17 protein-coding genes are annotated in these 21,481 nt (G+C 61.7%); 9 read left to right on the forward strand and 8 right to left on the reverse strand.

What is annotated here, in order from left to right; genetic code table 11:
- Positions 1–91: 91 nt before the first annotated feature.
- The 4 genes from ACVWYF_RS17415 (at position 92) to ACVWYF_RS17430 (ending at position 7,956) form a co-directional block, all read left to right on the forward strand.
- Positions 92–5,371, forward strand: a complete 5,280-nt coding sequence (locus tag ACVWYF_RS17415) for a T9SS type B sorting domain-containing protein (RefSeq protein WP_457070329.1) — start codon at positions 92–94, stop codon at positions 5,369–5,371.
- Positions 5,372–5,654: 283 nt separating this feature from the next.
- Positions 5,655–7,067: a 23S rRNA (uracil(1939)-C(5))-methyltransferase RlmD gene (gene rlmD / locus ACVWYF_RS17420; protein ID WP_457070331.1), complete on the forward strand. Its 1,413-nt coding sequence runs from the start codon at positions 5,655–5,657 to the stop codon at positions 7,065–7,067.
- A gap of 39 nt (positions 7,068–7,106) precedes the next feature.
- Positions 7,107–7,580 carry a hypothetical protein gene (locus ACVWYF_RS17425; RefSeq protein WP_457070333.1) on the forward strand — a complete coding sequence of 158 codons (474 nt, stop codon included), beginning with the start codon at positions 7,107–7,109 and terminating at the stop codon, positions 7,578–7,580.
- Between the two features lies 1 nt (position 7,581).
- Positions 7,582–7,956, forward strand: a complete 375-nt coding sequence (locus ACVWYF_RS17430; protein WP_457070335.1) for a hypothetical protein — start codon at positions 7,582–7,584, stop codon at positions 7,954–7,956.
- Between the two features lie 96 nt (positions 7,957–8,052).
- Here the strand turns inward: ACVWYF_RS17430 and ACVWYF_RS17435 are convergent, their stop codons facing one another.
- The 5 genes from ACVWYF_RS17435 to ACVWYF_RS17455 all read right to left on the reverse strand — a co-directional run bounded on the left by ACVWYF_RS17435 (position 8,053) and on the right by ACVWYF_RS17455 (position 12,947).
- A complete protein-coding gene (locus ACVWYF_RS17435; protein WP_457070337.1) occupies positions 8,053–9,090 on the reverse strand; it encodes an LLM class flavin-dependent oxidoreductase in 1,038 nt (345 codons plus the stop codon).
- Between the two features lie 240 nt (positions 9,091–9,330).
- The gene (locus ACVWYF_RS17440) at positions 9,331–9,786 is read right to left on the reverse strand and encodes a YybH family protein (RefSeq protein WP_457070339.1); all 456 of its coding nucleotides are present in this window, start codon (positions 9,784–9,786) and stop codon (positions 9,331–9,333) included.
- 124 nt (positions 9,787–9,910) lie between these two features.
- Positions 9,911–10,444 (reverse strand): hypothetical protein, encoded by a 534-nt coding sequence (locus ACVWYF_RS17445; protein ID WP_457070341.1) that lies wholly within the window; start codon positions 10,442–10,444, stop codon positions 9,911–9,913.
- Positions 10,445–10,592: 148 nt separating this feature from the next.
- Positions 10,593–11,624, reverse strand: coding sequence for a thiamine-phosphate kinase (gene thiL / locus ACVWYF_RS17450; RefSeq protein WP_457070343.1), 1,032 nt, complete (start codon positions 11,622–11,624; stop codon positions 10,593–10,595).
- 168 nt (positions 11,625–11,792) lie between these two features.
- Complete coding sequence (locus ACVWYF_RS17455; RefSeq protein WP_457070345.1) at positions 11,793–12,947, reverse strand: T9SS type A sorting domain-containing protein; 1,155 nt, start codon at positions 12,945–12,947, stop codon at positions 11,793–11,795.
- Between the two features lie 283 nt (positions 12,948–13,230).
- Between ACVWYF_RS17455 and ACVWYF_RS17460 the strand changes: the two genes are divergently transcribed.
- From ACVWYF_RS17460 to ACVWYF_RS17470, 3 genes are all read left to right on the forward strand, one after another.
- Complete coding sequence (locus ACVWYF_RS17460) at positions 13,231–13,851, forward strand: hypothetical protein (RefSeq protein WP_457070347.1); 621 nt, start codon at positions 13,231–13,233, stop codon at positions 13,849–13,851.
- Positions 13,852–13,955: 104 nt separating this feature from the next.
- On the forward strand, positions 13,956–14,123 hold the full coding sequence (locus tag ACVWYF_RS17465) for a hypothetical protein (RefSeq protein WP_457070349.1): 168 nt from the start codon (positions 13,956–13,958) through the stop codon (positions 14,121–14,123).
- 250 nt (positions 14,124–14,373) lie between these two features.
- Positions 14,374–14,778 (forward strand): hypothetical protein, encoded by a 405-nt coding sequence (locus ACVWYF_RS17470; RefSeq protein WP_457070351.1) that lies wholly within the window; start codon positions 14,374–14,376, stop codon positions 14,776–14,778.
- Between the two features lie 75 nt (positions 14,779–14,853).
- Here ACVWYF_RS17470 and ACVWYF_RS17475 read toward each other — a convergent pair whose 3' ends face one another.
- Complete coding sequence (locus ACVWYF_RS17475) at positions 14,854–16,596, reverse strand: M3 family oligoendopeptidase (RefSeq protein WP_457070353.1); 1,743 nt, start codon at positions 16,594–16,596, stop codon at positions 14,854–14,856.
- Positions 16,597–16,803: 207 nt separating this feature from the next.
- The gene (locus tag ACVWYF_RS17480; RefSeq protein ID WP_457070355.1) at positions 16,804–17,904 is read right to left on the reverse strand and encodes a 2Fe-2S iron-sulfur cluster-binding protein; all 1,101 of its coding nucleotides are present in this window, start codon (positions 17,902–17,904) and stop codon (positions 16,804–16,806) included.
- A gap of 195 nt (positions 17,905–18,099) precedes the next feature.
- Between ACVWYF_RS17480 and ACVWYF_RS17485 the strand changes: the two genes are divergently transcribed.
- Positions 18,100–18,783: a peptidoglycan DD-metalloendopeptidase family protein gene (locus tag ACVWYF_RS17485; protein WP_457070357.1), complete on the forward strand. Its 684-nt coding sequence runs from the start codon at positions 18,100–18,102 to the stop codon at positions 18,781–18,783.
- Between the two features lie 131 nt (positions 18,784–18,914).
- Here the strand turns inward: ACVWYF_RS17485 and ACVWYF_RS17490 are convergent, their stop codons facing one another.
- A complete protein-coding gene (locus ACVWYF_RS17490; protein WP_457070359.1) occupies positions 18,915–20,138 on the reverse strand; it encodes an ABC transporter permease in 1,224 nt (407 codons plus the stop codon).
- 109 nt (positions 20,139–20,247) lie between these two features.
- Between ACVWYF_RS17490 and ACVWYF_RS17495 the strand changes: the two genes are divergently transcribed.
- Positions 20,248–21,471 (forward strand): exo-beta-N-acetylmuramidase NamZ family protein, encoded by a 1,224-nt coding sequence (locus ACVWYF_RS17495; RefSeq protein ID WP_457070361.1) that lies wholly within the window; start codon positions 20,248–20,250, stop codon positions 21,469–21,471.
- Positions 21,472–21,481 lie beyond the last annotated feature (10 nt).

The following is a 21,481-nucleotide window of genomic DNA, read 5'->3' on the forward strand; positions in this document are numbered from 1 at the left end:
GCTACAAGTTCCGAACTCCGCTTCTAACCGCCCCGGCTGCCTTCTGGTGGCCGGGGCAGTTTTTCAGATTTCCTACCCTTCATTTTATTGTATGTCTACAACCTTACTACGGCGTTTTTTTGGGCCGCTGCTGCTACTGGTACTGCTGGTATTGGGCACGCGTCCGGCGCAGGCCTCGCACCTTTTGGGTGGCGAGATGAGCTACCGCTACCTCGACGCGACCGGGCCGGCGGCCACGCCTTTCCGCTACGAAATAACCCTGACGGTGTACAGCAACGGCCTGTACACCAACGCCAACCCCAACGGCATCGCGGCCCCGCCCACCAACGCGCCGATTGATATCTACAACCGCACCACCGGGGCGCGCATTGCCGGCTACACCTTCAACCGCACGGCCCCCACGCCCACCAATGTCAACCTGCCGCCGCCCATTTCGCCGCCCGTGCCCTTGGGCTGCGCGGTGAGCGGCCCCAGCCAGCCGTTCTACCTGTGCAAATACGTGCAAGTGGTGAACCTGCCGGTTTCCTTCGATGGCTACTACGCCGTGTACTCGGTGAGCGCCCGCAACAACACCCTCACCAACATCAACAATCCCAGCGGGGGCACCGGCGGCAACGTGCCGCTGACGCTGTACGTGAGCATGGCCCCGCCGCTGATTTACAACCGTTCGCCCGTGTTTTCGGATACGGCCGTGGCCATCGTGTGTCAGAACGATACCACCATCACCCTCAACAATGCCTTCGACCCCGACGGCGACCGCCTGGTGTATTCCTTCGGCACGCCCTACGGCTTCCTGACCAACGCCGCCACTTTTCCGCCCCTGCCCCAGCCGGTGCCTTACTACCCGGCCTACAGCGCGGCCAACCCATTCGGAACGGGCGCGGGCAACTTTGCTACGATTAATGCCAGTACGGGCATTGCCAAGTACGGGGCCCGCACCAACGGCCTGTTCGTGGTGGCGGTGGACGTGGCGGAATACCGCTCCATAAATGGCGTGGAAGTGCTGATTGGCACTACCCGACGAGACTTGCAGCTGGTGGTTTCAACCTGTCCGCCCACCACGCCGCCGGTGCTGCCGGCTCCTACGCTCACCCCCCGCAACTACACCATCGAAGAAGGCCAGTCGCTAAGCATTCCGATAACGGCCACCCAGGCCAGCAGTAATCACCCGCTGGTGCTCACCGTGAACAGTGCCCTGCTCGATGGCAGCGGACCGTTCAACACCACCTTCAACGGCAGCACGGGCGTGGTGCAGGCCGGCAACCTGACCGGCACGGCCACGGCCTCCGGCACCGGCTCGGTATCGGGCACGTTCATTTATAATTCGAGTTGCGGCCAGGCCCGCACCACGCCCTACGACCTGGGCGTGACCGTGAAAGACAACGGCTGTGGCGGCAAGCTGGCTTCGGATATTTTCCGCGTTACCGTAACCAAAGCCGCCGGCCCCAACGCCATTACCGGCCCGGCTACGGTGTGCGACCCGGCTACGGTGCGCAGCTACACGGCCGCCGGCCCCGTGCCGGCCTCCTACCGCTGGCGCATCACGGGCGGCACCATCAGCAGCGGCCAGGGCACCAACACGGTGCAGGTGACCTGGGCCAGCGCCAACACCACCGGCACGCTGTCGCTCAAGGGCGTTTCGACCTACGGCTGCCTTTCTGACTCGGTGGTTAAAACCGTGGACATCCGGCCCCTGCCGGCCCTCACCGTTGCGGCCGCCGCGCCCAGCATCTGCCAGGGCACTGCGACTACGCTGACGGTAACCGGCCTGGCGGGCCTGACTTACGTCTGGACCGGTGGCGGTATCAACTCGACCAGCACCACCGTCACGGTATCGCCCAGCGCTACCACCACCTACACCGTGACCGGCACCGACGGCACCTGCTCCATTACGGCCACCGTGACCGTGACCGTAACGGCCCCGCCCGTCGCTAACGCCGGCCCCGACCTTACCGTGTGCCCCAACGTGGCTTCCACACCGCTGGGGGTGGCTGCCATAACCGGCTTCACCTATGCCTGGACGCCGGCCCTGGGCCTGAGCAGCACCAGCGTGGCCCAGCCCACCGTAACGCTGCCCAACACTACGGGCAGCCCCATTTCCCGCACCTACACGCTCACCGTATCCTCCGGACCCAACTGCCTGAGCCGCGACTCGGTGGTGGTGACGGTGAGCCCCGCCGCCGTGGCCGATGCCGGCCCGGCCCGCAACACCTGCTCGGGGGTGGCTTCGGCGGCCATTGGCACCCCGGCGCTGGCCGGCTACACCTATAGCTGGAGCCCGGCCGCCGGCCTAAGCAGTACCACTGTGGCCCAGCCGACGGTGACGCTGACCAACACCACCGGCGCGCCCATTACCACGACTTACACCCTGACCGCCACCACCGCCTACGGCTGCACCGCCAGCAGCACCGTGGCCGTGACCGTTAACCAGGCCGCCGTGGCCCAGGCCGGGCCGGCCAAGGCCACTTGCTCCAACGTGGGCGTGGTTATCGGTACCGGCACGGCCGTGGCCGGCACCACCTACGCCTGGACGCCCACCACGGGCCTGAGCAGCGCCACCGCCCTCACCCCCACCCTGACGCTGCCCAACCTGACGGCCGCGCCCATCGTGGTAACCTACACCCTGACGGCCACCACGGCCAACGGCTGCACCGCCTCGGCGACTGTGGCCGTGACCATCAACCCCGCCGCCGTGGCCTTGGCCGGCCCCGACAAAGCCACTTGCTCGAACGTGGGCACCACCATTGGCGCGGGTACGGCCGTGGCCGGCACCACCTATGCTTGGAGCCCCGCCACCGGCCTGAGCAGCGCTTCGGTGCTGAACCCGACCGTGGCCCTGCCCAACATGACTGGTGCCAATATTACTCAGCAATACATTCTGCTGGCGACGACGGCCAACGGCTGCTTCCAGCGCGACACCGTGGTGGTCACCATCAACCCGGCCGCCGTGGCCGTGGCGGGAACCAGCCAGGCCGTGTGCTCGGGCTCGACCATCACGCTGGGCGCGGCTCCGGTCGTGGGCTACACCTATAGCTGGAGCCCGGCCACCGGCCTGAGCAGCGCCACCGTAGCCAACCCCACGTTCACGCTGACTAACACCACGACCACCCCGAACCCCATCACTTTCACCCTGACTGCCACCACTGCCAACGGCTGCGTGGCTACCAGCACCGTGACTGTGACAGTGAACCCCGCCGCCGTGGCCGATGCCGGCCCCGACGCGGCGGTCTGCGACCTCAAAACCCTCACCTTGGGCACCCCGGCCCGCGCCGGCTACACCTATAGCTGGGCTCCGGCCACGGGCCTGAGCAGCGCCACCGCCGCCCAGCCCGTGCTCACGGCCGCGAACACTACGGCCCTGCCCATCACCCGCACCTACACCGTAACGGCCACCACCGCCAACGGCTGCCTGAGCACCGATGCCGTGGTGGTCACCATCAACCCGCGCCCGGTGGCTTCGACCATTGTGGGGCCGGCCTCGGTGTGTCCCACAGTAACGGGCATTGCGTATTCGGTGGCCAGCCCCGTGGGTACGGCCTTTACCTGGCTGATTCGCGGCGGCACCATCACGGCCGGCAACGGCACCCCAGCCATCACCGTGGACTGGGGCGTGGCCAGCACCGGCGGCTACCTCAAGGTATTCAGCCTGAATGCCCAGGGTTGCTCTTCCGATACCACTACCCTGCCCATCACCATCAACCCGCGCCTGCAAACGGTGCGGCCCACCGGCCCCGGCGACGTGCTGGCCGTGGCCCCGCTACCACGCGCCGTGTGCCAGGCCGACGGCCCTTACCGCTACGTGAGCGGCGCTTATGCCAACGGCTCCAGCTATTCCTGGACCATCATCGGCGGCACGCAGACGAGCACTTTCCAGAATACGGTGACCGTGAACTGGGCGCCCGTGACGGTGCCCACCATCGGCCAGATTGTGGTGACGGAAACCAGCAACCCCGCCAGCGGCGTGCGCTGCCTGGGGACCTCCGATACGCTGAAGGTGCTCATTAACCCCTCGCCCCGCCCCACCCTGGCCATCACCGCCCCGGTGCGCGTGTGCCAGACCAACGGCCCCGTGACCTTCGGCCTGCCCGGCGGCTTCACCGGCTCCACCTACGTGTTCCAGTTGGGCAGCACCACGCTGGCCGGCACCGGCAACACCCGCGTGCTGAACACCCTGCCCGCCCCCGACACCTACACCCTCACGGTGCAGGAAACCACGGTGGCCGGCTGCGTTGGCCCGCTCTACACCACGCCGTTCACGGTAGCCCCTACGCCCACGGCTCCGACCATTTCGGGCTCGGGCTTCGTGTGTAATGTGGCCCAGCCCCAGCAGTACGCCATTGCCAACCCCACGGCCGGCGCGAGCTACCAGTGGACCGTCGTAGGCGGCACCATCACGGCCGGCGGCACCAGCAGCCAGATTACGGTGCGCTTCAACCCCACCGGCCCCTACACGGTGAGCGCCGCTGAAATCAGCGCCGCGCCCGCTTCTTGCACCGGCCCGGCCACCACCCGCACCATCCTGTTCGATAGCCCGACGGTGGTCCTGACCAACGCCTCGGTGGATGCCGCCAGCAACAACCGCGTCATCCTCAGCCTGAGCGTGCCCAACAGCGGCAACACCCCCAACCCGGTGCAGGTGCTGCGCCGCGTGGCCGGCTCGGGCAGCTTTGCCGTGGTGGGCACCGTAGCGGCTTCGGCTACCACCTTCACCGACAACAGCGCGGTGGATGCCAACGCCAACTCCTACGAGTACCAGCTCAGCCTCACCAACGGCTGCGGCACGGCCAACACCACCGGCGTGGCCCAGACCATCCGCCTGCAAGCCACGGCTACGGCCACGGCCGGCGGGCGCGACCAAGGCCGCACGGCCCTCACCTGGAATGCCTTCGTGGGCTTCACGGTGAAGGAGTACCGCATCTACCGCCGCTCCGATGCCGGCGCGCCGGTGCTCATTGCCACGGTGAGCGCAAGCACGCTGCAATACACGGCCACCAACAACGACCCGAACACCACCGCCACCGGTCTGGGCTTCAGCCAGAACTTCCGGGTGGTGGCCGCCAGCACCGACGCCACCCCGCTGCTCTCGAACTCGAACGAAACCAGCGTGAGCTTCGCCAACGCCGTGCAGACCTACAACGTCATCACCCCGAACCGCGACGGCCTGAACGACGTGCTCGTCATCGACAACATCGGCCTCTACCCCGGCAACACCTTCACCATCTTCAACCGCTGGGGCCGCGAGGTGTACAAAACCACCAACTACCAGAACAACTGGGGCAGCGATGAGAACACGCCCGCCGGCAACTACTTCTACATCCTCACTCTGCCCAACGGCACCAGCACGAAGAACTGGTTCGAGGTGATTAAGTAGACCACTTGCTTTATTGAGAAAAGGCCTTCCGGTTTCGGGAGGCCTTTTTTGTTGAATGAACGGTTCGGCACCGGTCGCAAGTGGTGGCGCACCACCTTGGAGTGGTGCCAAACCGGTCGCGAGTGGTGCGACACCGGTCCCAAGTGGTGCGACACCACTCCACGGTGGTGCGCTACCACTTGCGACCGGTGCCGAATCACTCATTCAACAAAATCCGATAAATCCGAGTGAACCGAAGGGCGGCGTAGCCAATCCGTGGTTCGGGCAGTAGTTTTGTCTTCTTATGAGCCGAGCAAAAAAAATACCCGCCGAGTTACTCCGCAACGTCACCATCCAGGACATGGTCGCCGAAGGCAAATGCCTCGTCCGCGTCGAGAACCTCGTCATTTTCGTGTCGCAAGTCGCTCCCGGCGATGTCGTGGATTTGTACATCACCAAAGCCAAGAAGAGCTTTCTGGAAGCCGTGCCGGTGAAGTTTCACCAGTATTCCGAGCTGCGCGTGACGCCGTTTTGCCAGCACTTCGGCACCTGCGGCGGCTGCAAGTGGCAGCACATTGGCTACGATACCCAGCTGCATTTCAAGCAGCAGCAGGTGGTCGACCAGCTCGCGCGCATCGGCAAAGTGGCCCTACCCGAGATTCCGTTCATCCTCCCCTCGCCCCAGCGCACCTACTACCGCAACAAGCTCGAATACACCTTCTCGGACAACGGCTGGCTCACCACCGAGCAAATCAACGACGACACCCAAACCTTCGACCGCAACGTGCTGGGCTTCCACACCCCCGCCCGCTTCGATAAGATTATCGACGTGCAGCACTGCCACCTCCAGGCCGAGCCCAGCAACGAAATCCGCCTCTTCATCCGCGACTACGGCCGCGAGCACGGCCTCGAGTTCGGCAACATGGTGCGCCAAACCGGCAACCTGCGCAACCTCATCATCCGCACCGCCCAGAGCACCGGCGAAATCATGGTGATTCTGCAGTGCTACCGCCCCCACGAGAGCATCGAGCCCCTGCTCGACGCCCTCTACGCCAAATTCCCCGGCATCACCTCCCTCAACTACGTCCTCAACAGCAAGGGCAACGAAACCTTCCACGACCTCGACGTCATCACCTACCAAGGCAAGCCCTACATCGAGGAAGAAATGGAAGGCCTGCGCTTCCGCATCGGCCCCAAGTCCTTCTACCAAACCAACTCCGAAGGCGCCCACCAGCTCTACAAAGTGGCCCGCGACTTCGCCGACCTCAAAGGCGATGAACTCGTGTACGACCTCTACACGGGGGCCGGCACCATCGCCAGCTTCGTGGCCCACCAGGCCCGCAAAGTCATCGGCGTCGAGTACGTGGAGCAGGCCGTGACCGACGCCCACGTCAACGCCGAAATCAACAACATCACCAACACCGAGTTCTACGCCGGCGACATGAAGGACATCCTCACGGCAGAATTCACCGCCCGCCACGGCCGCCCCGACGTTCTCATCACCGACCCGCCCCGCGCCGGCATGCACCCCGATGTGGTGGCCCGCCTCCTGGAGCTGCGCGCCCCCCGCATCGTCTACATCAGCTGCAACCCCGCCACCCAGGCCCGCGACTTAGAGCTACTGGATGCCGCGTATCGGGTGACGCGCGTGCAGCCGGTGGATATGTTCCCGCACACGCACCATGTGGAGAATGTGGTGGCGCTGGAGTTGAAGTAGTTTTTAAATTAATTGTATGCGCAAAGTATTTCTTTTTTATTGATTTTATGCGCTCGTCATGGACTCTCTCAGTCTTTAACAAAGGCAAAGCTGGCTGATTTTTTTACTGCGAGCAGAAGCAGTCTTGCGTCCATACACAATACTTGGATTTGTCGAGATGATAAAACTTTTAACACCAGAGATTCCCTTGTATTTCATAATACTGTTAATTACAACTATCTAACGCAAGGCTGCACGTTGATTGCCTGGAATATTCTTTCTAAAGACTCCTTGCGGCAATCAATTAATGATTACTGCCATGAGCCACCCGAACAATCAGTAGCTTTTGATGGAAGCAATAAGTATCGATTTAGCATTGAAGAAATTCGCGGAATCACCTACTTAAATCTTACAAATTTCAAGGGTAAATCAGACCGTTTCAAGGTTATTTATTCCAAAGGATTTGAGATTGGCAGCAAGGAGGAATACGCCATACTTACTTTGGTGCGCTTGAAGAAGAAACGAAATAAATAAAATGGATTACTTCAACGACCCCGAACTCAACGGCAAATACCTCGGCACCATCACCAAGGATTTCGTCGTCGTGTCCGACACCCTGCTCGAAGCCTCTTCCCAAATTCGCAAGGGCGACTTCAGCCAATACCCCATTTTCGTCTTTGCCAAGCAGGAGGTGCCCCTCGGCGGCCTCCTCGTCAACGCCGATGAGTTGAACCTGGAGTGGCACGTCTTCGCCAGCTACCTTGAGCTCTTCGTGCAGCAAGGCATTATTGATGTCGATGGCGTCGAATCCTTCCAGGCCACCTATAAGGATGCCGACGAATTCTGCTGCCTCTTCGTGCTCGATGAAACGTTCACGAATTTCGTGTTCGTGCCCTACCCGGAGGATTAAAGCCGGGATTCTAGCAAAAAAACGTCCGTCATGCAGAGCGGAGCGAAGCATGACGGACGTATCTATTTGGTCGCATCCGCGGCCTTGCCGGCCGTCCTATCCCACCAACTCCGCCTGCGGCTGCGGAATCCCGCGCAGCACCTCCGCCAGTAGCTGGTAGGAATACACGCGCGCCTCGTGGCTGAAGATATTGGAAACGGCCATGATTTCATTCACCTGCGTCTCGTCCACAAACGCCTGCAAATCCTGCGCAATGGTCGCCTTGCTGCCGATGAAGGCACAGGCCAGCATCTGCTCCACGGCGTACTGCTGCGCCGGCTCCCACAGCCCGGCCATCGACTCAACCGGCGGTTGCAACGGCGCGGGCCGGCCCTTGATGACGCCCAGCATAAACTGCTTGAGCGAAGTAGCCAGGCACTGCGCCTCGGCATCGGTATCGGCCGCCACCACGTTCACGCAGGCAATGGCGTAGGGGGCCGCCAGCGCGGCCGACGGCCGGAAATTCTGGCGATAAATCTCCAGCGCGGGAAACAGCTGTCCCGGCGCAAAGTGGCTGGCAAACGCATACGGCAGGCCCAGCGCCGCCGCCAGGTAGGCGCTATCGGTGCTGGAGCCCAGCACGTAAATCGGCACCTCCAGCCCCTCGCCCGGAATGGCGCGCACCGCAGCCGTGCTGTTGGCGGCCGAGAAGTAGGCCTGCAGCTGCTGAATATCGCGGGGGAAATCCTGCGCCCCGCCGAAACGGCTGCCCCGAATGGCCTGGGCCGTCAGCTGGTCGGAGCCGGGCGCACGGCCCAGCCCCAAATCGATGCGGCCGGGGTACAGCGTCGCCAGCGTACCCAGCTGCTCGGCTACCACCAGCGGGGCGTGGTTGGGCAGCATAATGCCGCCCGAGCCCACCCGCAACGTGCTGGTGCCGCCCGCGATGTAGCCAATCAGCACCACCGGGGCCGAGCTGGCCACGCTCGCCATGTTGTGGTGCTCAGAAAGCCAGAAGCGGGTATACCCCAGCTTCTCAACCTGCTGCGCCAGGTCTAGGCTGTGGCGAAAAGTTTCGGCCGGTGTGCTACCGGTGTTAATGGGGGCCAAATCCAGCACGGAAAAGGCCAAAGGAGCAAATGAATCAGTTGTCATGGAGGAAGAATAGAGGAAAAGCCACCAATCCGGTCGGCGCGCTACGAGAGGCAGCTAAGTGGGCACCGCCGTGGCTGGTATGCATAACTTCTTCGAAGTCCAATTGATTTTTTTACCTCCTCCGGCCAAACAGGTAAAGCCCCAGCGGGTACCCCTTGGCGTTTGCAAACGCGCTGGGGCACCCCGCTGGGGCTTCACCTTGTGGGTAGCGGCGGCCGGGTCTTGCCGCCACAATGCGTTTTAATTCCGGCGCTGCACCGGCAAATCTTCCAATTGCGCGTAGCTCAGCTTCCAGGTATTATCCGCCGCTTTTTTCCAGAGGAAAATGTAATTGCCTTCGCCAAAGCCAGCGGGCTGGCCGGGGCCGGCCGGCTGCACATCCACCGAAAACGTGCCGGCTTCGTATGCCGTGTTGGCATCGGAGCCCGTGCTGCTCACGCTGGTTTTGAGGTTGGCGATGGTGGGCAGCGTGGCGCTCACCCATTTCTGGCCTACTTCGTCCTTGCCCTTCCAGTGGGCATTGCCTTGCACAAAGGCCACGTCGTCGGCCATCATGCCGGTGATTTTACCCGAGTCGCGGCTGTTCCAGGCATTGATAAAGTCCTGGTCCAGGGTCTGAACGTTTACGGCCTCGGCGGCTTTCGAACAAGCGGAAAGCGTCACGGTCACGAGTAAACTGCAAAAAAGGGATTTCATAAATCCAGAAGGTTGGTGAAGAGAAAAACGGGACGGGCAGCCTCCCCCGCCGCTGCAAAACCGGCTAAAACAACCAAACCCCAGGCCAACGGCCCGGGGTTCGGTTCAGAACTAAAACGGGCAACTACCAGCTCTTGCGACGAACCTGCTCCACCGAATACGGCTTCGAAGCGTCGCCGTACGTGTCGTTGGGCAGGTAAGCGGCATTCGAGGCAGCCGGCATCGTAGCGGGCTGCATGCCACCAGCCATGGCGCTGGAGGCCGTCAGGCTATTGGCCGGCACCAAGGCCGTTTGCGTGGTGCGGGTGGTCGTGGTCTGGTGGTTGCGGGCCAAAGCCAGCTCGCGGCGATATTCGGCGTCGCGGGCAGCTACGGCGCGCTGCTGGGCCGCAGCGGCGGCGCGCTGCTTGTTCTTGTTGTCAATGTGCTTGCCCACGCCGTAGCCGATGGCTCCACCGGCTACGCCGCCTACCACGCCGCCTACTACTCGGTTGCGCTTGTTGATGAGGGCACCGGCTGCGGCACCGCCCAGGCCGCCAATGGCGGTACCCTTGGCCTGCGGACTCCAGTTTTTGAGGATTTGGGCCTGGGCCGAACGGGTGCCAAAAGCCGAGCTCAGGAGCATCAGCAAAGCGAAGATATAAGGAAGCTTTTTCATGGCTTAACAATTAAATGGGACAAGAAATCCGCCCGGATAAAGATGGAAAGACAATTAGCGTGCCATTCCGGCACCGGTCGGTTTCCCGTTCCCTAACGGTAGCGCTTACAGAAGGTTGGAATCCTATATATAAAACCCGGAAAACGGGCTAGAAACTCGTCCAGCCCTGCGCCTGGAGCGGTACGGCCTGGCCGGCCTTGGTCACCAGGTTGGCCCCGTCGGCCTGGGCCGTGAGGTGGCCGATGATGGTGATATCGGGGTGGTTCTTTATTTTCTCGTGGTCCGTAACCGGCACCGTGAACAGCAGCTCGTAGTCCTCGCCACCATTCAGGGCGCAGGTGAGCGGGTCGAGGTTGAACTCGGCCGCCGCTTCCAGCGTGGGGTTAGCCAGGGGAATAAATTCGGTGAAGACCCGCGCGCCCGTGCCACTGGCCGCGCACAGGTGCAGCACTTCGGAGGCCAGCCCATCGGAAACATCAATCATGCTGGTGGGCCGGATGCCGCGTTCGCGCAGCTCATGCACGATATCGAGGCGGGCCTCGGGGCGCAGCTGGCGCTGCACGATGTACTCGTAGTCAGCCAGCTCGGGCTGAGTCTCGGGGTCGGCCAAGTAGGCTTGCTTTTCGCGTTCCAGCACCTGCAGGCCCAGGAATGCGCCGCCCAGGTCGCCGGTCACGCAGAGCAGGTCGGTGGGCTGGCCACCGCTGCGGCGCACGGCCTCGCCGGCGGCCACTTCGCCCAGCACCGTGATGGCCAGCGTGAGGCCGCCCCGGCTGGCGGTGGTGTCGCCACCCACCAGGTCCACGTTGTAGGCCTCACAGGCCAGGCGCATCCCGGCATACAGTTCCTCAATGGCCTCCACCGTGAAGCGCGGGCCGGCCGAGAGCGCTACCACCAGCTGCGTGGGCAGGGCGTTCATGGCGGCCACGTCCGACACGTTCACGGCCACCGCCTTGTAGCCCAGGTGCCGCAAGGGACAAAACGACAGGTCGAAGTGAATGCCCTCGACCAGCAAATCGGTGGTCATCACGGTATCGGTGCCAGCGGTGGGCCGGATGATGGCCGCGTCGTCGCCAATGCCGAGCACGGTGCCGGTCTGGCGGGCAGTGATGTTGGCCTGCAAGCGGCGAATAAGGGCAAATTCGCCAATGGCGGAGAGGGGCGTGAGTTTATCGGACATAATTTTTCAGTTGTCAGTTGCTCGTTGTCAGCGGTTAGTATCAATCTGGTTATTCGCTGAACAGCCGGACAACTGACAACGAGCAACTGACAACGAAATCGCAAAAGTACGCCCACAAAAAAAGGAGGGAATTGCTTCCCTCCTTTTCGCTTGCAATTAGCCGACTGCTTATTCAACCACCAGCTCTTTGTATATTTTGGTCTGGCCGTCCGCGCTCAGAATCTGTACGAAGTACAGGCCGGGCTTCAGGGCCGAGATGTTGAGCTGCAGCTTTTCCTGGCCCTGGCCTTTGGCTTCGGCGCTGATGCGCTGGCCCAAGCTGTTCAGAACGGTAACGCTGCCCACTTTGGCATCTTTGATTTCAACCGTGGCCGTGCCGTGGGCCGGGTTCGGATATACGCTGATGTTGCTATCGAACTTGCTTATGGTGCCCAGCACAGCCTGGTAGGCGCCGTAAGGACCCACGTAGTCGTTGTGGTTGCCTAGTTGGTCATAGAGCTGGCCAGCAGGGTTTGAGACCCCACCCGGGCCGTTGAACGCCGTGGAGTACATGTACCACTCGTTGGAGATATTGTAGCCCCCGGCGGCGCGGGTGGGCGGGCACGAGGCGGGCACGTTCTGCGCCGCTGGGTTCATCGTAACACCGTGCGAAACCGACGCCCGACGGATGATGGACTGGTTGGCCGAAGCTACGAAAACCGCGCTGGTACCAGTGCCGTCGAGGGGGTTGGTGCCGCTCCAGTTGCCGCCCGTGGCGCAGGACTGCAACAGGGGGCGCTCGCCAATCACGCCAATCAGGTCCACAATTACGCCGTTGCCCACACCGGCCGTGCCGCTGGGGTAGCGCACCAGCGCCATGGCATCGTCGCCGCTGAAATAGATGGGGCCACCGCCGATGATAACGGGGTTGGAAGTAGCCGGCGGCGTAGCATACGGGGAGCAAAACTGGTTAGCCTTGCTCACAATGTCTGGCAGTGTGGCCTCGCCGCAGGCAATTACGAAAGTCAGGTGGGGGCCGAGCGTGTTTGCGGCCGTGGCTACGTGCGCGGCATCGCTGCGGAACACCTTCTCCTCCTGAAAGATGAAGGTATCGCCGTTGGAGTAGCGCCGCACCGAGTACGGGTTCAGGTTGACGGTGTTGTTGGTCGGGTTGAAAATCTCCAGGGCGCGCTCGTTGCCGGTCGAGTTAGTCACGCCGCCGTAGGGCTGGCCCGACTGGTGGGCTCCTTCGTTGTATTCCGAGAAAAACAGCTCCGTGCCTTGAGCATGAGCGGCTCCGGCCAGCAGCAGGGCAGCCGAGAGCATCAAGTAGTTCTTTTTCATAATTTTTGGAATGTGTAATGTCAGTGCAATGGCAAAGATACACGCTTTTTGTGGCTGGGTTCATTACGCTTATGAGTACACATAAATCCTATTTTCCATAGATAAGCCTCCTCGACCAGCTGGCGGGCGTAGCGGACATATCGAATGGCCGCCTTCGGGCGTTGCAACGCCAGGCCCAACCCGAGCCGGGGCTACTCCTGCGCAGTTCGCCCGCACATTTTTTTTCACCTGGCCCCGTAGCTTTGCTACGCCGGGGCTTTTTCCTGCCGGTTACCTTCTATTTATGCGGACTTTCTTTTCTTCTCCGGTCAAAACCGCCGTGCTTTCGCTGCTGATTTTTGCGGGCTGCGCGGCCTCCTGCAAGCGCGATGGTGCCAAAACGGCCGCCTCCGACCCGGCTTCGGCCGCAGCGGCCAAGGCCCAGTTCGACGTGCTGCGCGATTCCGTCGACATCAAATGGCGCAACATGACGGAAAGCGACGACCAGAAAATCGGCATCACCCGCCTGCTGCTGCGCGAGCTGAAGGGCCAGCCCGGCATCAGTGCCACCCAGCTGCAGGACCTGGACCGCGCCAACACCCACCTCAAGGCCCGCCGCTACACCCAGCAAACCATGGCCAGCTCGGACTTGATTGACCAGTACGATACCGCTCAGGACTCACTGCTGAAAGCGGTGTACCCCGTGGCCGCGCCCAACGGCAACGCACCCACCGAAAACGCCCGCAACTTCGTGGAGGGCATCCAGCAGCTCGATGCCGGCGTGGTGGCCTTCAGGGTGCAGTACGACCGCGCCGTGCATCAGTACAACGACTACCTCAAGCTGCACCGCGCCGAGCTGGAGTCCCTGGGTGGCAAGTACGCCAGCCTCCAGCCGCTGTCGTTTTTCACGATTGGGGACAAGTAAGCCGGGGGCATGGCATTTTACGCGAGGCCGCATCGCAGTGAAGTAGCAATTGCTTATCTTTAAGCCTTAGCTATTCAATGTCATTCACCAAACTCTCCGCGCACATGCACACTGCTACTTTTTTCCGCCGGCTGCTGCCGGCCCTGCTCCTCACCAGCCTCGCCTTGGCCTCGTGCGAGCGCTGCAAAGACCACGACCCGCGCCCCAAAGGCAAATGCGGCTCCAAGACTCCTACTGCCACTTCCGGTACCACGCCCGGCGGTCATTCATAGAGTCTGGTATCAGGCCATAAAAAAGGAGCCGGCTAATTAGCCGGCTCCTTTTTTATGGCCTGCATTTCAAAGAAGCGCGCTCTTCCAGAATATTAATTAATATATAAAATATTATATTTTTAAATCAAAACAGGCTCTCGTATCGTGCCTAAACATAATTAAATAAAATTATTTGATAAATAAATGCAATTAATAAAAAAGGGAAGTTACTTTTGCATCAGAAGAACACATAATTTTTCTTTTTTAATTTATGACAAAATATATAATTTTGGCATTATTTGCCATACCCTTCAAATCATTTGCAAGTGGTGTACCTAAAGTGGCCGAACTGCCGGCAACCATCCTGATGGACCTGCAATTGGGCCAGCGGGCTACGGCAATGACCCGGGTACTGATTGGCCAGCTCAACCTCAACGAGGGCGAATATATTCGCCTGCGGGCCTTGCACCAAATCCTTCTGGCTTCGCTTGACGGCATCAATGCGCAATACGTGGGCACCCCGGAAGTGAAACGCGCCAAGCTTCAGGAGCTACAGGGCCAGTATGAGCAGGAGCGGCTACGCGTCCTGTCGCCGAGCCAGGTTAGCCATTTGCAATCACAGCCTGCAAGCAATTCAGTGCCAACCATCGACCTCAATTCTGGCGGCCTGGGCTAATGCCAACGGCCGCGCCGGCCGGCCCGAAGGCTAGCCAGCGCGGCCGTGGCCGTTTCGCCTTTGCTTAAAGGTCAATTAGAGCGCGGCCATTTCTTCGCGCACAAAGTCGGCCAGGGTGCGCAGGTACTCGGTGCTGAAATCGAAGCGAATGCCGGCCGCCGCGTAAATCTGGCCGATGGGCGCGGTGTAGCCCAGCGCCAGAGCGCGCTTGTAGGCAGCCAGCCCTTCGGTGGGGTTCTGGCGGTAGTTGCGCCACACGGCAATGGCCCCGAGCTGCGCCATAGCGTACTCGATGTAGTAAAACGGCACTTCGTAGAGGTGCAACTGCTTCTGCCAGAGGTAGGGCTTGAAGTTGTCGAGGCCGGCCCAGTCCACGGTGCGCTGGTTGAACTCGTCAAAAATCTCGACCCAGCGCTGGTGACGCTCGGTTTCGGTGTGCGTAGGATGCTCGTACACCCAGTGCTGAAATTTGTCGATGGTGGCCACCCACGGGAAGGTTTCGAGGACGCTTTCGAGGTGGGTTTTCTTGGCGCGGCGCAGGTCTTCGGGGTTGGGGAAGAAGACGTGCCACTGGTCTATGCTCATCAGCTCCATGCTCATCGAGGCCAGTTCGGCCACTTCGGACGGCGGGTGCTTGTCGGCCCCCAGCGGCAGGCCGCGCGTGAGGAAGCTATGCACGGCGTGGCCGCCTTCGTGCAGCATGGTCACCACGTCGCGCAGGCTACTCGTGGCGTTCATGAAGATGAAGGGCACACCGGTTTCGTCCAGCGGGTAGTTGTAGCCGCCGGGGGCTTTGCCCTTGCGGCTTTCCAGGTCGAGGTGGCCCATCTGGCGCATGGTGCGCAGGCAGTTGCCGAGGTAGCTGTCCAGCGTTTCGAAGACGGTGATGGTCTTTTCCAGCAGCTCTTCGCCGGTGCCGAAGGGGCGTAGCGGCGGCTGGCCGCTGGGGTCCACGTCGAGGTCCCAGGGGCGCAGGGCGGGCAGGCGCAGGTCCTGGCGGCGCTCCAAGTCGAAGTCGTCAATCAGCGGCACCACCGTTTCGCGGATGGCCGCGTGGAAGTTGAAGCAGTCCTGCGGCGTGTAGTCGAACCGACCTAGGGCGGCAAACATGTAGTCGCGGAAGTTGGCGAAGCCGGCATTGAGCGCCACTTGGTGGCGCAGGCCCACCAGCTCGGTAAAGAGCTGGTCGAGCGGCTTGGAATCTTGCAGGCGACGCGCCTGGATGGCGCGCCAGGCAGTTTCGCGCACGGCCCGGTCGGGGTTCTTGAGGCGGTCGGCAGCCTGGGGCAGGGTCAGGTCCTGGCCGTCGAGGGTCACGTTCATGGCCCCCACCGTGGCGGCATACTGCTGCTGCTTGGTGCTGATGTCAGTTTTTAGCGGAATGTTCTCAGCCCGGTAAATTTCCGAAGCGCGGCGCACCGAGCGCAGGAACACGCCATAGCGGCGTTCATCGAGCCCGTGCAGGTGCGGCGAGGCCAGCATCTTTTCATTTAGGCCGTGGTCGTAGGGAGCCACCAGCGGCTCCACTTCGTTCACAAAGTACTGGAAAGCCTCGGAGCGCGCCGGGTCCTGTGTGTCGCAGGTCATGTGGATGTAGCGCCAGGCGAGGTCTTCGCTAAGCACCGATTCCAGCTCGGAGCGGTCGAGCAGCCAGCGCTCCAGCTCGGCGGGCGTAGTTATCGGCCGGGCCTGCAATTCCTGAAAGAAGGGCTCAATCGCGGCCCAGTCGGTCACGAGAAAGTCTTCGGGTAAATAATGGCGGGGCGGACGGCTCGTATCGGTGGCCGACTCGGCGGTAGGTTCAGCAAGAAGCATCATAGTACAAGTATAATCGAACGGAATCGAGGACAGGCTTAATCTACCTTACTCTTACGGGAACAAACGCCGGGCCGGACTATTTCTTTAGAATTAGCCAACGTTTGTCATCCTGAGCTTGCGAAGGACTTTATGACGCCTTTGCCAGTTGATTGCTTCAAACCGTTCATCAGTCGATAAGGTCCTTCGCAAGCTCAGGATAACAAACGTCTACCCTATTTCAATCACTACATCGTCGGTCATCGGGTGGCCTACGCAGGTGAGCACATATCCCTGTTTCAACTCCGAATCGGAGAGGCCTTCGCGCTCGTCGAGATGCACTTTGCCGCTCAGGCACTTGCCACGGCAGGCGGTGCAAAGGCCGGCCTGGCAGGAGTAAGGCAGGTCGATGTCTTGGTCGAGAGCGACTTCGAGAATGGTTTTGCCGGCGGGCACTTCGATAAGGTACTCACTGCCTTCGTACTGAATGGTGACGGTGCGGGTGTTCTTCACCTTATCATCGGCACTGGCCGATACGTCGCCGTGGCCGCTGGGCTGGGCGGCGGCCAGCTCGGCGTTATCGGCCGTGGCCACGAAGCTTTCGCGTCGAATGCGGGCCTCGGGCACGTTTAGCAGGCTGAGGGCGGCCTGGGCTTCGGCCATCAGGCCCTCGGGGCCGCACATGAAATATTCGGCCTGCTCGGCCGGGAATTGGTGGCGCTGCTCCAGAATACGCAGCAACATGGTGCGGTTCACGCGGCCGGTGTGGCGGTGCGGGGCCATCGGTTTCAGCGGCTGGCTGTAGACGTGCTCCACCTGTAAATGGCCGTTGGAGCAGGCTTCGAGGTCAGCGAGCTGCTGCTGAAAAATGACGGATTCCTCGTTGCGGTTGCCGTAAATCAGCAGCACGTAGCTCTGGGGCTCAGCCGCCACCACGGCTTTGAGCATGGCCATGAGCGGCGTAATGCCCGAGCCGGCCCCGATGAGCACCAGTGAGCGGGCCGCCTTGGGGCTGGGGCTGAGGGTGAAGTTGCCGAGCGGCTCCATCACCTCCATTTCCTGGCCCACCTGCACGGTATCGAGCAAATAATTACTCACCAGGCCGCCCGGCACGCGCTTCACCGTCACGGACAGGCGCGGGGCCTCGGCGGGCGTGCTGCTGAGCGAGTAGGCGCGGCGCTCCTTTTTGCCGCCCGGCCCGCAGGGCACGATGAGCGTCAGAAACTGGCCGGGGCGGGCTGCGATGGGAGCCCGGTCGGGCCGCTCCAGGTGAATAGTAACAGAATCGGCGGTTTCCTGGGTGATGGCAACGACGGTGAGGGTATGGTACATTGAGCAGGGTATGCGAATGGGGGAATGAGCCGCCGGAGCGGCGCGCTCATTCGCGGTAAAGCCGTAACAAAAAAGCGGACCGGATGGTGAAAATATTCCCACCGGCCCGCCGGCAAAGGTAACTTGCCAGCCACATTTCGGGTTTGCGGCCAAGCCGTTTTCCTTTGTGGCCTCACGCTTTTATTCATTCCGCGCTTGCTCTCCACCCTGCTCCAACGCCACCAGGCCAGCTTCGGCCCCGTGCTCCCCGTCGACCTCAATGGCCCCACCGTCGCCCGCCTCGATTTCACGGCCAACAACCCCCGCATAACCAGCGCCGACCTGCGCGACACCGCCGCCTTCGATGAGCTAGTTAATACCATGCTCGCCGAAAAAAACGCCACCATCGGCATCGGTGGCTACCTCGAAAACCGGGTTATCTACCGCCGGAGCGCCCATTTTGGCCCCGGCGCGGCCGAGGAGCCGCGCTCCCTGCACCTGGGCGTGGATGTGTGGCTGCCGGCCGGCACCCCGGTGTTGGCCCCCCTGCCCGCCACGGTCCACAGCCTGGCCGACAACGATAATTTCGGCGACTATGGCCCTACCGTCATCCTGCAGCACGAGTTGGAGGGCACCGTTTTCTACAGCCTTTACGGCCACCTCAGCCGCCGCGAATGGCAGGCGCTGCGGGTGGGCCAGGCGCTGCAACAAGGCGAGGCATTCGCCACCGTTGGGCCTTTTCCGGAGAATGGCGACTGGCCGGCGCACCTGCATTTTCAACTCATGGCCGATATGCAGGGCCGGGTGGGCGACTTCCCCGGCGTGGCCCGGCCCAGTGAGCGGGAAGCGTGGGCGGCCCTGTGCCCCGACCCGAACCTTATTCTGAACCGCAGATTGTAACGGATTTGACGGATAAGAACGGATTCAATCAGCTTCATTTGTCCGTCTTCTTAGTTTCTGCTTCCCTGTCAAAGTGCGGTACCGAATTCGTTCTTATCCGTCGAATCCATTACAATCTGCGGTTCAGATAATTAGTCGAACTTGATGGCCACCACCGGCTTAATCCGCGAAATCAGATAGGTCGGAATCAGCACCGCCAGCAGCGAAGCGGCGAAGGTGGCCACGTTCAGCAGGAGCAGCATTTTGGGGTCCCAGGAAATTGGGACGCGGTCCATGTAATAGTTCTCGGGGTCGAGGGGAATGACGTGGAAATAATACTGAATGGCGCAGAAACCCACGGCCACGAGGTTGCCGATGAGCATGCCGCGTATCGTGAGCGAGAGGCCCCGGAAGAAGAACATCCGCCGAATCTGGTTGTCCGTCGCCCCCAGCGCTTTGAGGATGCCAATCATGTTGGTGCGCTCCAGAATCATGATGAAGATGGTGGCCACCATGTTGAACGTGGCCACGAAAATGATTAGCAGCAGGAAGATGATAACGTTGCGGTTGAGCAGCTGCAGCCAATCGAAAAGCTGGGCGTACTGCTCCGTGATTTTGTCGATTTTGAGGTCGTAAGGCAGGCGCTCGTAGAAGTTGTCGGCGGTTTTATCGAGGGTTTTGAAGTCCTTGAGCACCACCTCCATGCCGCCCACCAGCGAGTCGGGCCAGGCCGGGGAGTTCAACTCCCGAATCTGGCGAATGTCGCCGATGACGTACACCTCATCAAACTCATCGAGGCCCGTGGAATAAATGCCGCACACGCGAAACTGCCGGATACGCGGCGGGTTCTGGATGAAGTAGAACAACGCTTTTTCGCCCACGGCGAGGCGCAGCTTGTCGGCCACTTTGCGCGAAATGAGCACGTCGTCGCTGGCGGCAGAATCGGCGAAATTGATGAACTTGCCGGCCACCAGATTGGCCCGCATGGGCGAAGGGCCGTCGGGCTCGGCAATGCCTTTGAGCACCACGCCCAGCACTTCGTCCTTGGTTTTGATGATGGCCGTTTTCACGGCGTAGGGCTGCGTGAATTTTACTTCGGGAAACGCGTGAAGCTGCGCCACCAGCTTGGGGCCAGCTATCGGAGCTACTTCGAGCGAGTTGTTGGTATCGTAGCGCGAAATCTGGAGGTGCGCGCCGAAGGAGAAGATTTTATTCTGAATCTCATTGCGAAACCCTTGCAGGATGGCAAACGACACCACCATCACCGCCAACCCCATGGCAATGCTGATGATGGCTATTTTTGTGACCGACGCGGTGAAGGAGCCGGAATCGGCTCCCCCGTCAATCTTCTGCGAAATGTAGCGGGAGACATTCATTGTTCGGCCGTAAAGCTACGTTTTGAACCGGTACCGGCCACGCTCCCGCCCTCGCGGTTCAGTCGAAGCTCAAACCGGGTCCCTTTTTCCGCCTTTTTTCTCACTGTCTATGGTTGGTTTATCCGTTAAAATCACCTTATCGCTGCTGCTGGCCCTTCCGGCCTGCGGCAGCACCCGCCCGGCGGCCCCGGCCGCGCCGCATACGTTGGGAACCCCGCCCCGCGTTGCCCAAGTGGTTGTGGGAGCCGAACGGCTGGATAAATACCTCCCGCAATTGCAGGGCAAGCGCGTGGGCCTGGTCATCAACCAGACTTCGCGGGTGGGCCGGGCTTATCTCGTGGACACGCTGCGCAGCCGGGGCGTGACCGTGACGGCCATCTTCGCGCCCGAGCACGGCTTCCGGGGCGAGGAAGCCGATGGGGCCACCATCACCGACGGCCGCGATGCCCGCAGCAGCGTGCCCGTGCGCTCCGTGTACGGCAAAACCAAGAAGCCCACCCCTGAAATGCTGGCCGACGTGGACGTGCTCATCTTCGATATTCAGGACGTGGGGGCGCGCTTCTACACATTTATCAGCACGCTGCACTACGTGATGGAGGCCGCCGCCGAGCAGGGCAAAACCGTCATCGTCCTCGACCGCCCCAACCCCAACGGCGACCTCGTAGACGGCCCCATCCTGGAGCCGGCCCACAAATCCTTCGTCGGCCTCGACCCGCTGCCCATTGCCCACGGCCTCACCGTCGGCGAGCTGGCCACCATGATTAACAGCGAAAAATGGCTGGCCGGGAGCCGCCAATGCGCCCTCACGGTGGTGCCGCTGGCGGCCGGCTACAACCACGCTACGGTCTATGCCCTGCCCATTGCCCCCTCGCCCAACCTGCCCACCGTCCACGCCGTGGCCCTCTACCCCAGCATCTGCCTGTTTGAGGGCACCAACGTGAGCGTGGGGCGCGGCACGGCCACGCCGTTTGAGGTAATCGGCAGCCCCGCGCAGCCGGCCACGCGGCCCTACACCTTCACGCCCGCCCCCAATGCCGGCTCGCCCACCCCGCCCCTGAAGGGCCAGGCCTGCCACGGCCTCAACCTGGCCGGCGCGCCCACCCGCGCTGCCGCCGGTGGCCTGGTGCTGAGCTACCTGCTCGATTTTTATCAGCAGAGCACCGATAAGGCGCATTTTTTTGGGAAGTATTTCGAGGAGTTGTCCGGCACGAATAGCCTGCGCGAACAGATTATCGCCGGCAAGTCGGAGGCCGAAATCCGCGCCTCCTGGGCACCGGGCCTGAACAAATTCAAGGCCCTGCGCAAGAAATACCTACTCTACCCGGAGCGCTAGAAACTCCCGG

The sequence above is a fragment of the Hymenobacter sp. UYAg731 genome (genome assembly GCF_054061335.1).

What these genes read in the sequence shown, in the direction of transcription:
- ACVWYF_RS17445 (WP_457070341.1), bottom strand. Translation starts at nt 10,444, where the DNA reads ATGAAAAAGCTTCCTTATATCTTCGCTTTGCTGATGCTCCTGAGCTCG.
- ACVWYF_RS17415 (WP_457070329.1), top strand. Translation starts at nt 92, where the DNA reads ATGTCTACAACCTTACTACGGCGTTTTTTTGGGCCGCTGCTGCTACTG.
- ACVWYF_RS17465 (WP_457070349.1), top strand. Translation starts at nt 13,956, where the DNA reads ATGCACACTGCTACTTTTTTCCGCCGGCTGCTGCCGGCCCTGCTCCTC.
- ACVWYF_RS17430 (WP_457070335.1), top strand. Translation starts at nt 7,582, where the DNA reads ATGGATTACTTCAACGACCCCGAACTCAACGGCAAATACCTCGGCACC.
- ACVWYF_RS17455 (WP_457070345.1), bottom strand. Translation starts at nt 12,947, where the DNA reads ATGAAAAAGAACTACTTGATGCTCTCGGCTGCCCTGCTGCTGGCCGGA.
- thiL (WP_457070343.1), bottom strand. Translation starts at nt 11,624, where the DNA reads ATGTCCGATAAACTCACGCCCCTCTCCGCCATTGGCGAATTTGCCCTT.
- ACVWYF_RS17440 (WP_457070339.1), bottom strand. Translation starts at nt 9,786, where the DNA reads ATGAAATCCCTTTTTTGCAGTTTACTCGTGACCGTGACGCTTTCCGCT.
- ACVWYF_RS17495 (WP_457070361.1), top strand. Translation starts at nt 20,248, where the DNA reads ATGGTTGGTTTATCCGTTAAAATCACCTTATCGCTGCTGCTGGCCCTT.
- ACVWYF_RS17435 (WP_457070337.1), bottom strand. Translation starts at nt 9,090, where the DNA reads ATGACAACTGATTCATTTGCTCCTTTGGCCTTTTCCGTGCTGGATTTG.
- ACVWYF_RS17480 (WP_457070355.1), bottom strand. Translation starts at nt 17,904, where the DNA reads ATGTACCATACCCTCACCGTCGTTGCCATCACCCAGGAAACCGCCGAT.
- rlmD (WP_457070331.1), top strand. Translation starts at nt 5,655, where the DNA reads ATGAGCCGAGCAAAAAAAATACCCGCCGAGTTACTCCGCAACGTCACC.
- ACVWYF_RS17490 (WP_457070359.1), bottom strand. Translation starts at nt 20,138, where the DNA reads ATGAATGTCTCCCGCTACATTTCGCAGAAGATTGACGGGGGAGCCGAT.
- ACVWYF_RS17470 (WP_457070351.1), top strand. Translation starts at nt 14,374, where the DNA reads ATGACAAAATATATAATTTTGGCATTATTTGCCATACCCTTCAAATCA.
- ACVWYF_RS17460 (WP_457070347.1), top strand. Translation starts at nt 13,231, where the DNA reads ATGCGGACTTTCTTTTCTTCTCCGGTCAAAACCGCCGTGCTTTCGCTG.
- ACVWYF_RS17475 (WP_457070353.1), bottom strand. Translation starts at nt 16,596, where the DNA reads ATGATGCTTCTTGCTGAACCTACCGCCGAGTCGGCCACCGATACGAGC.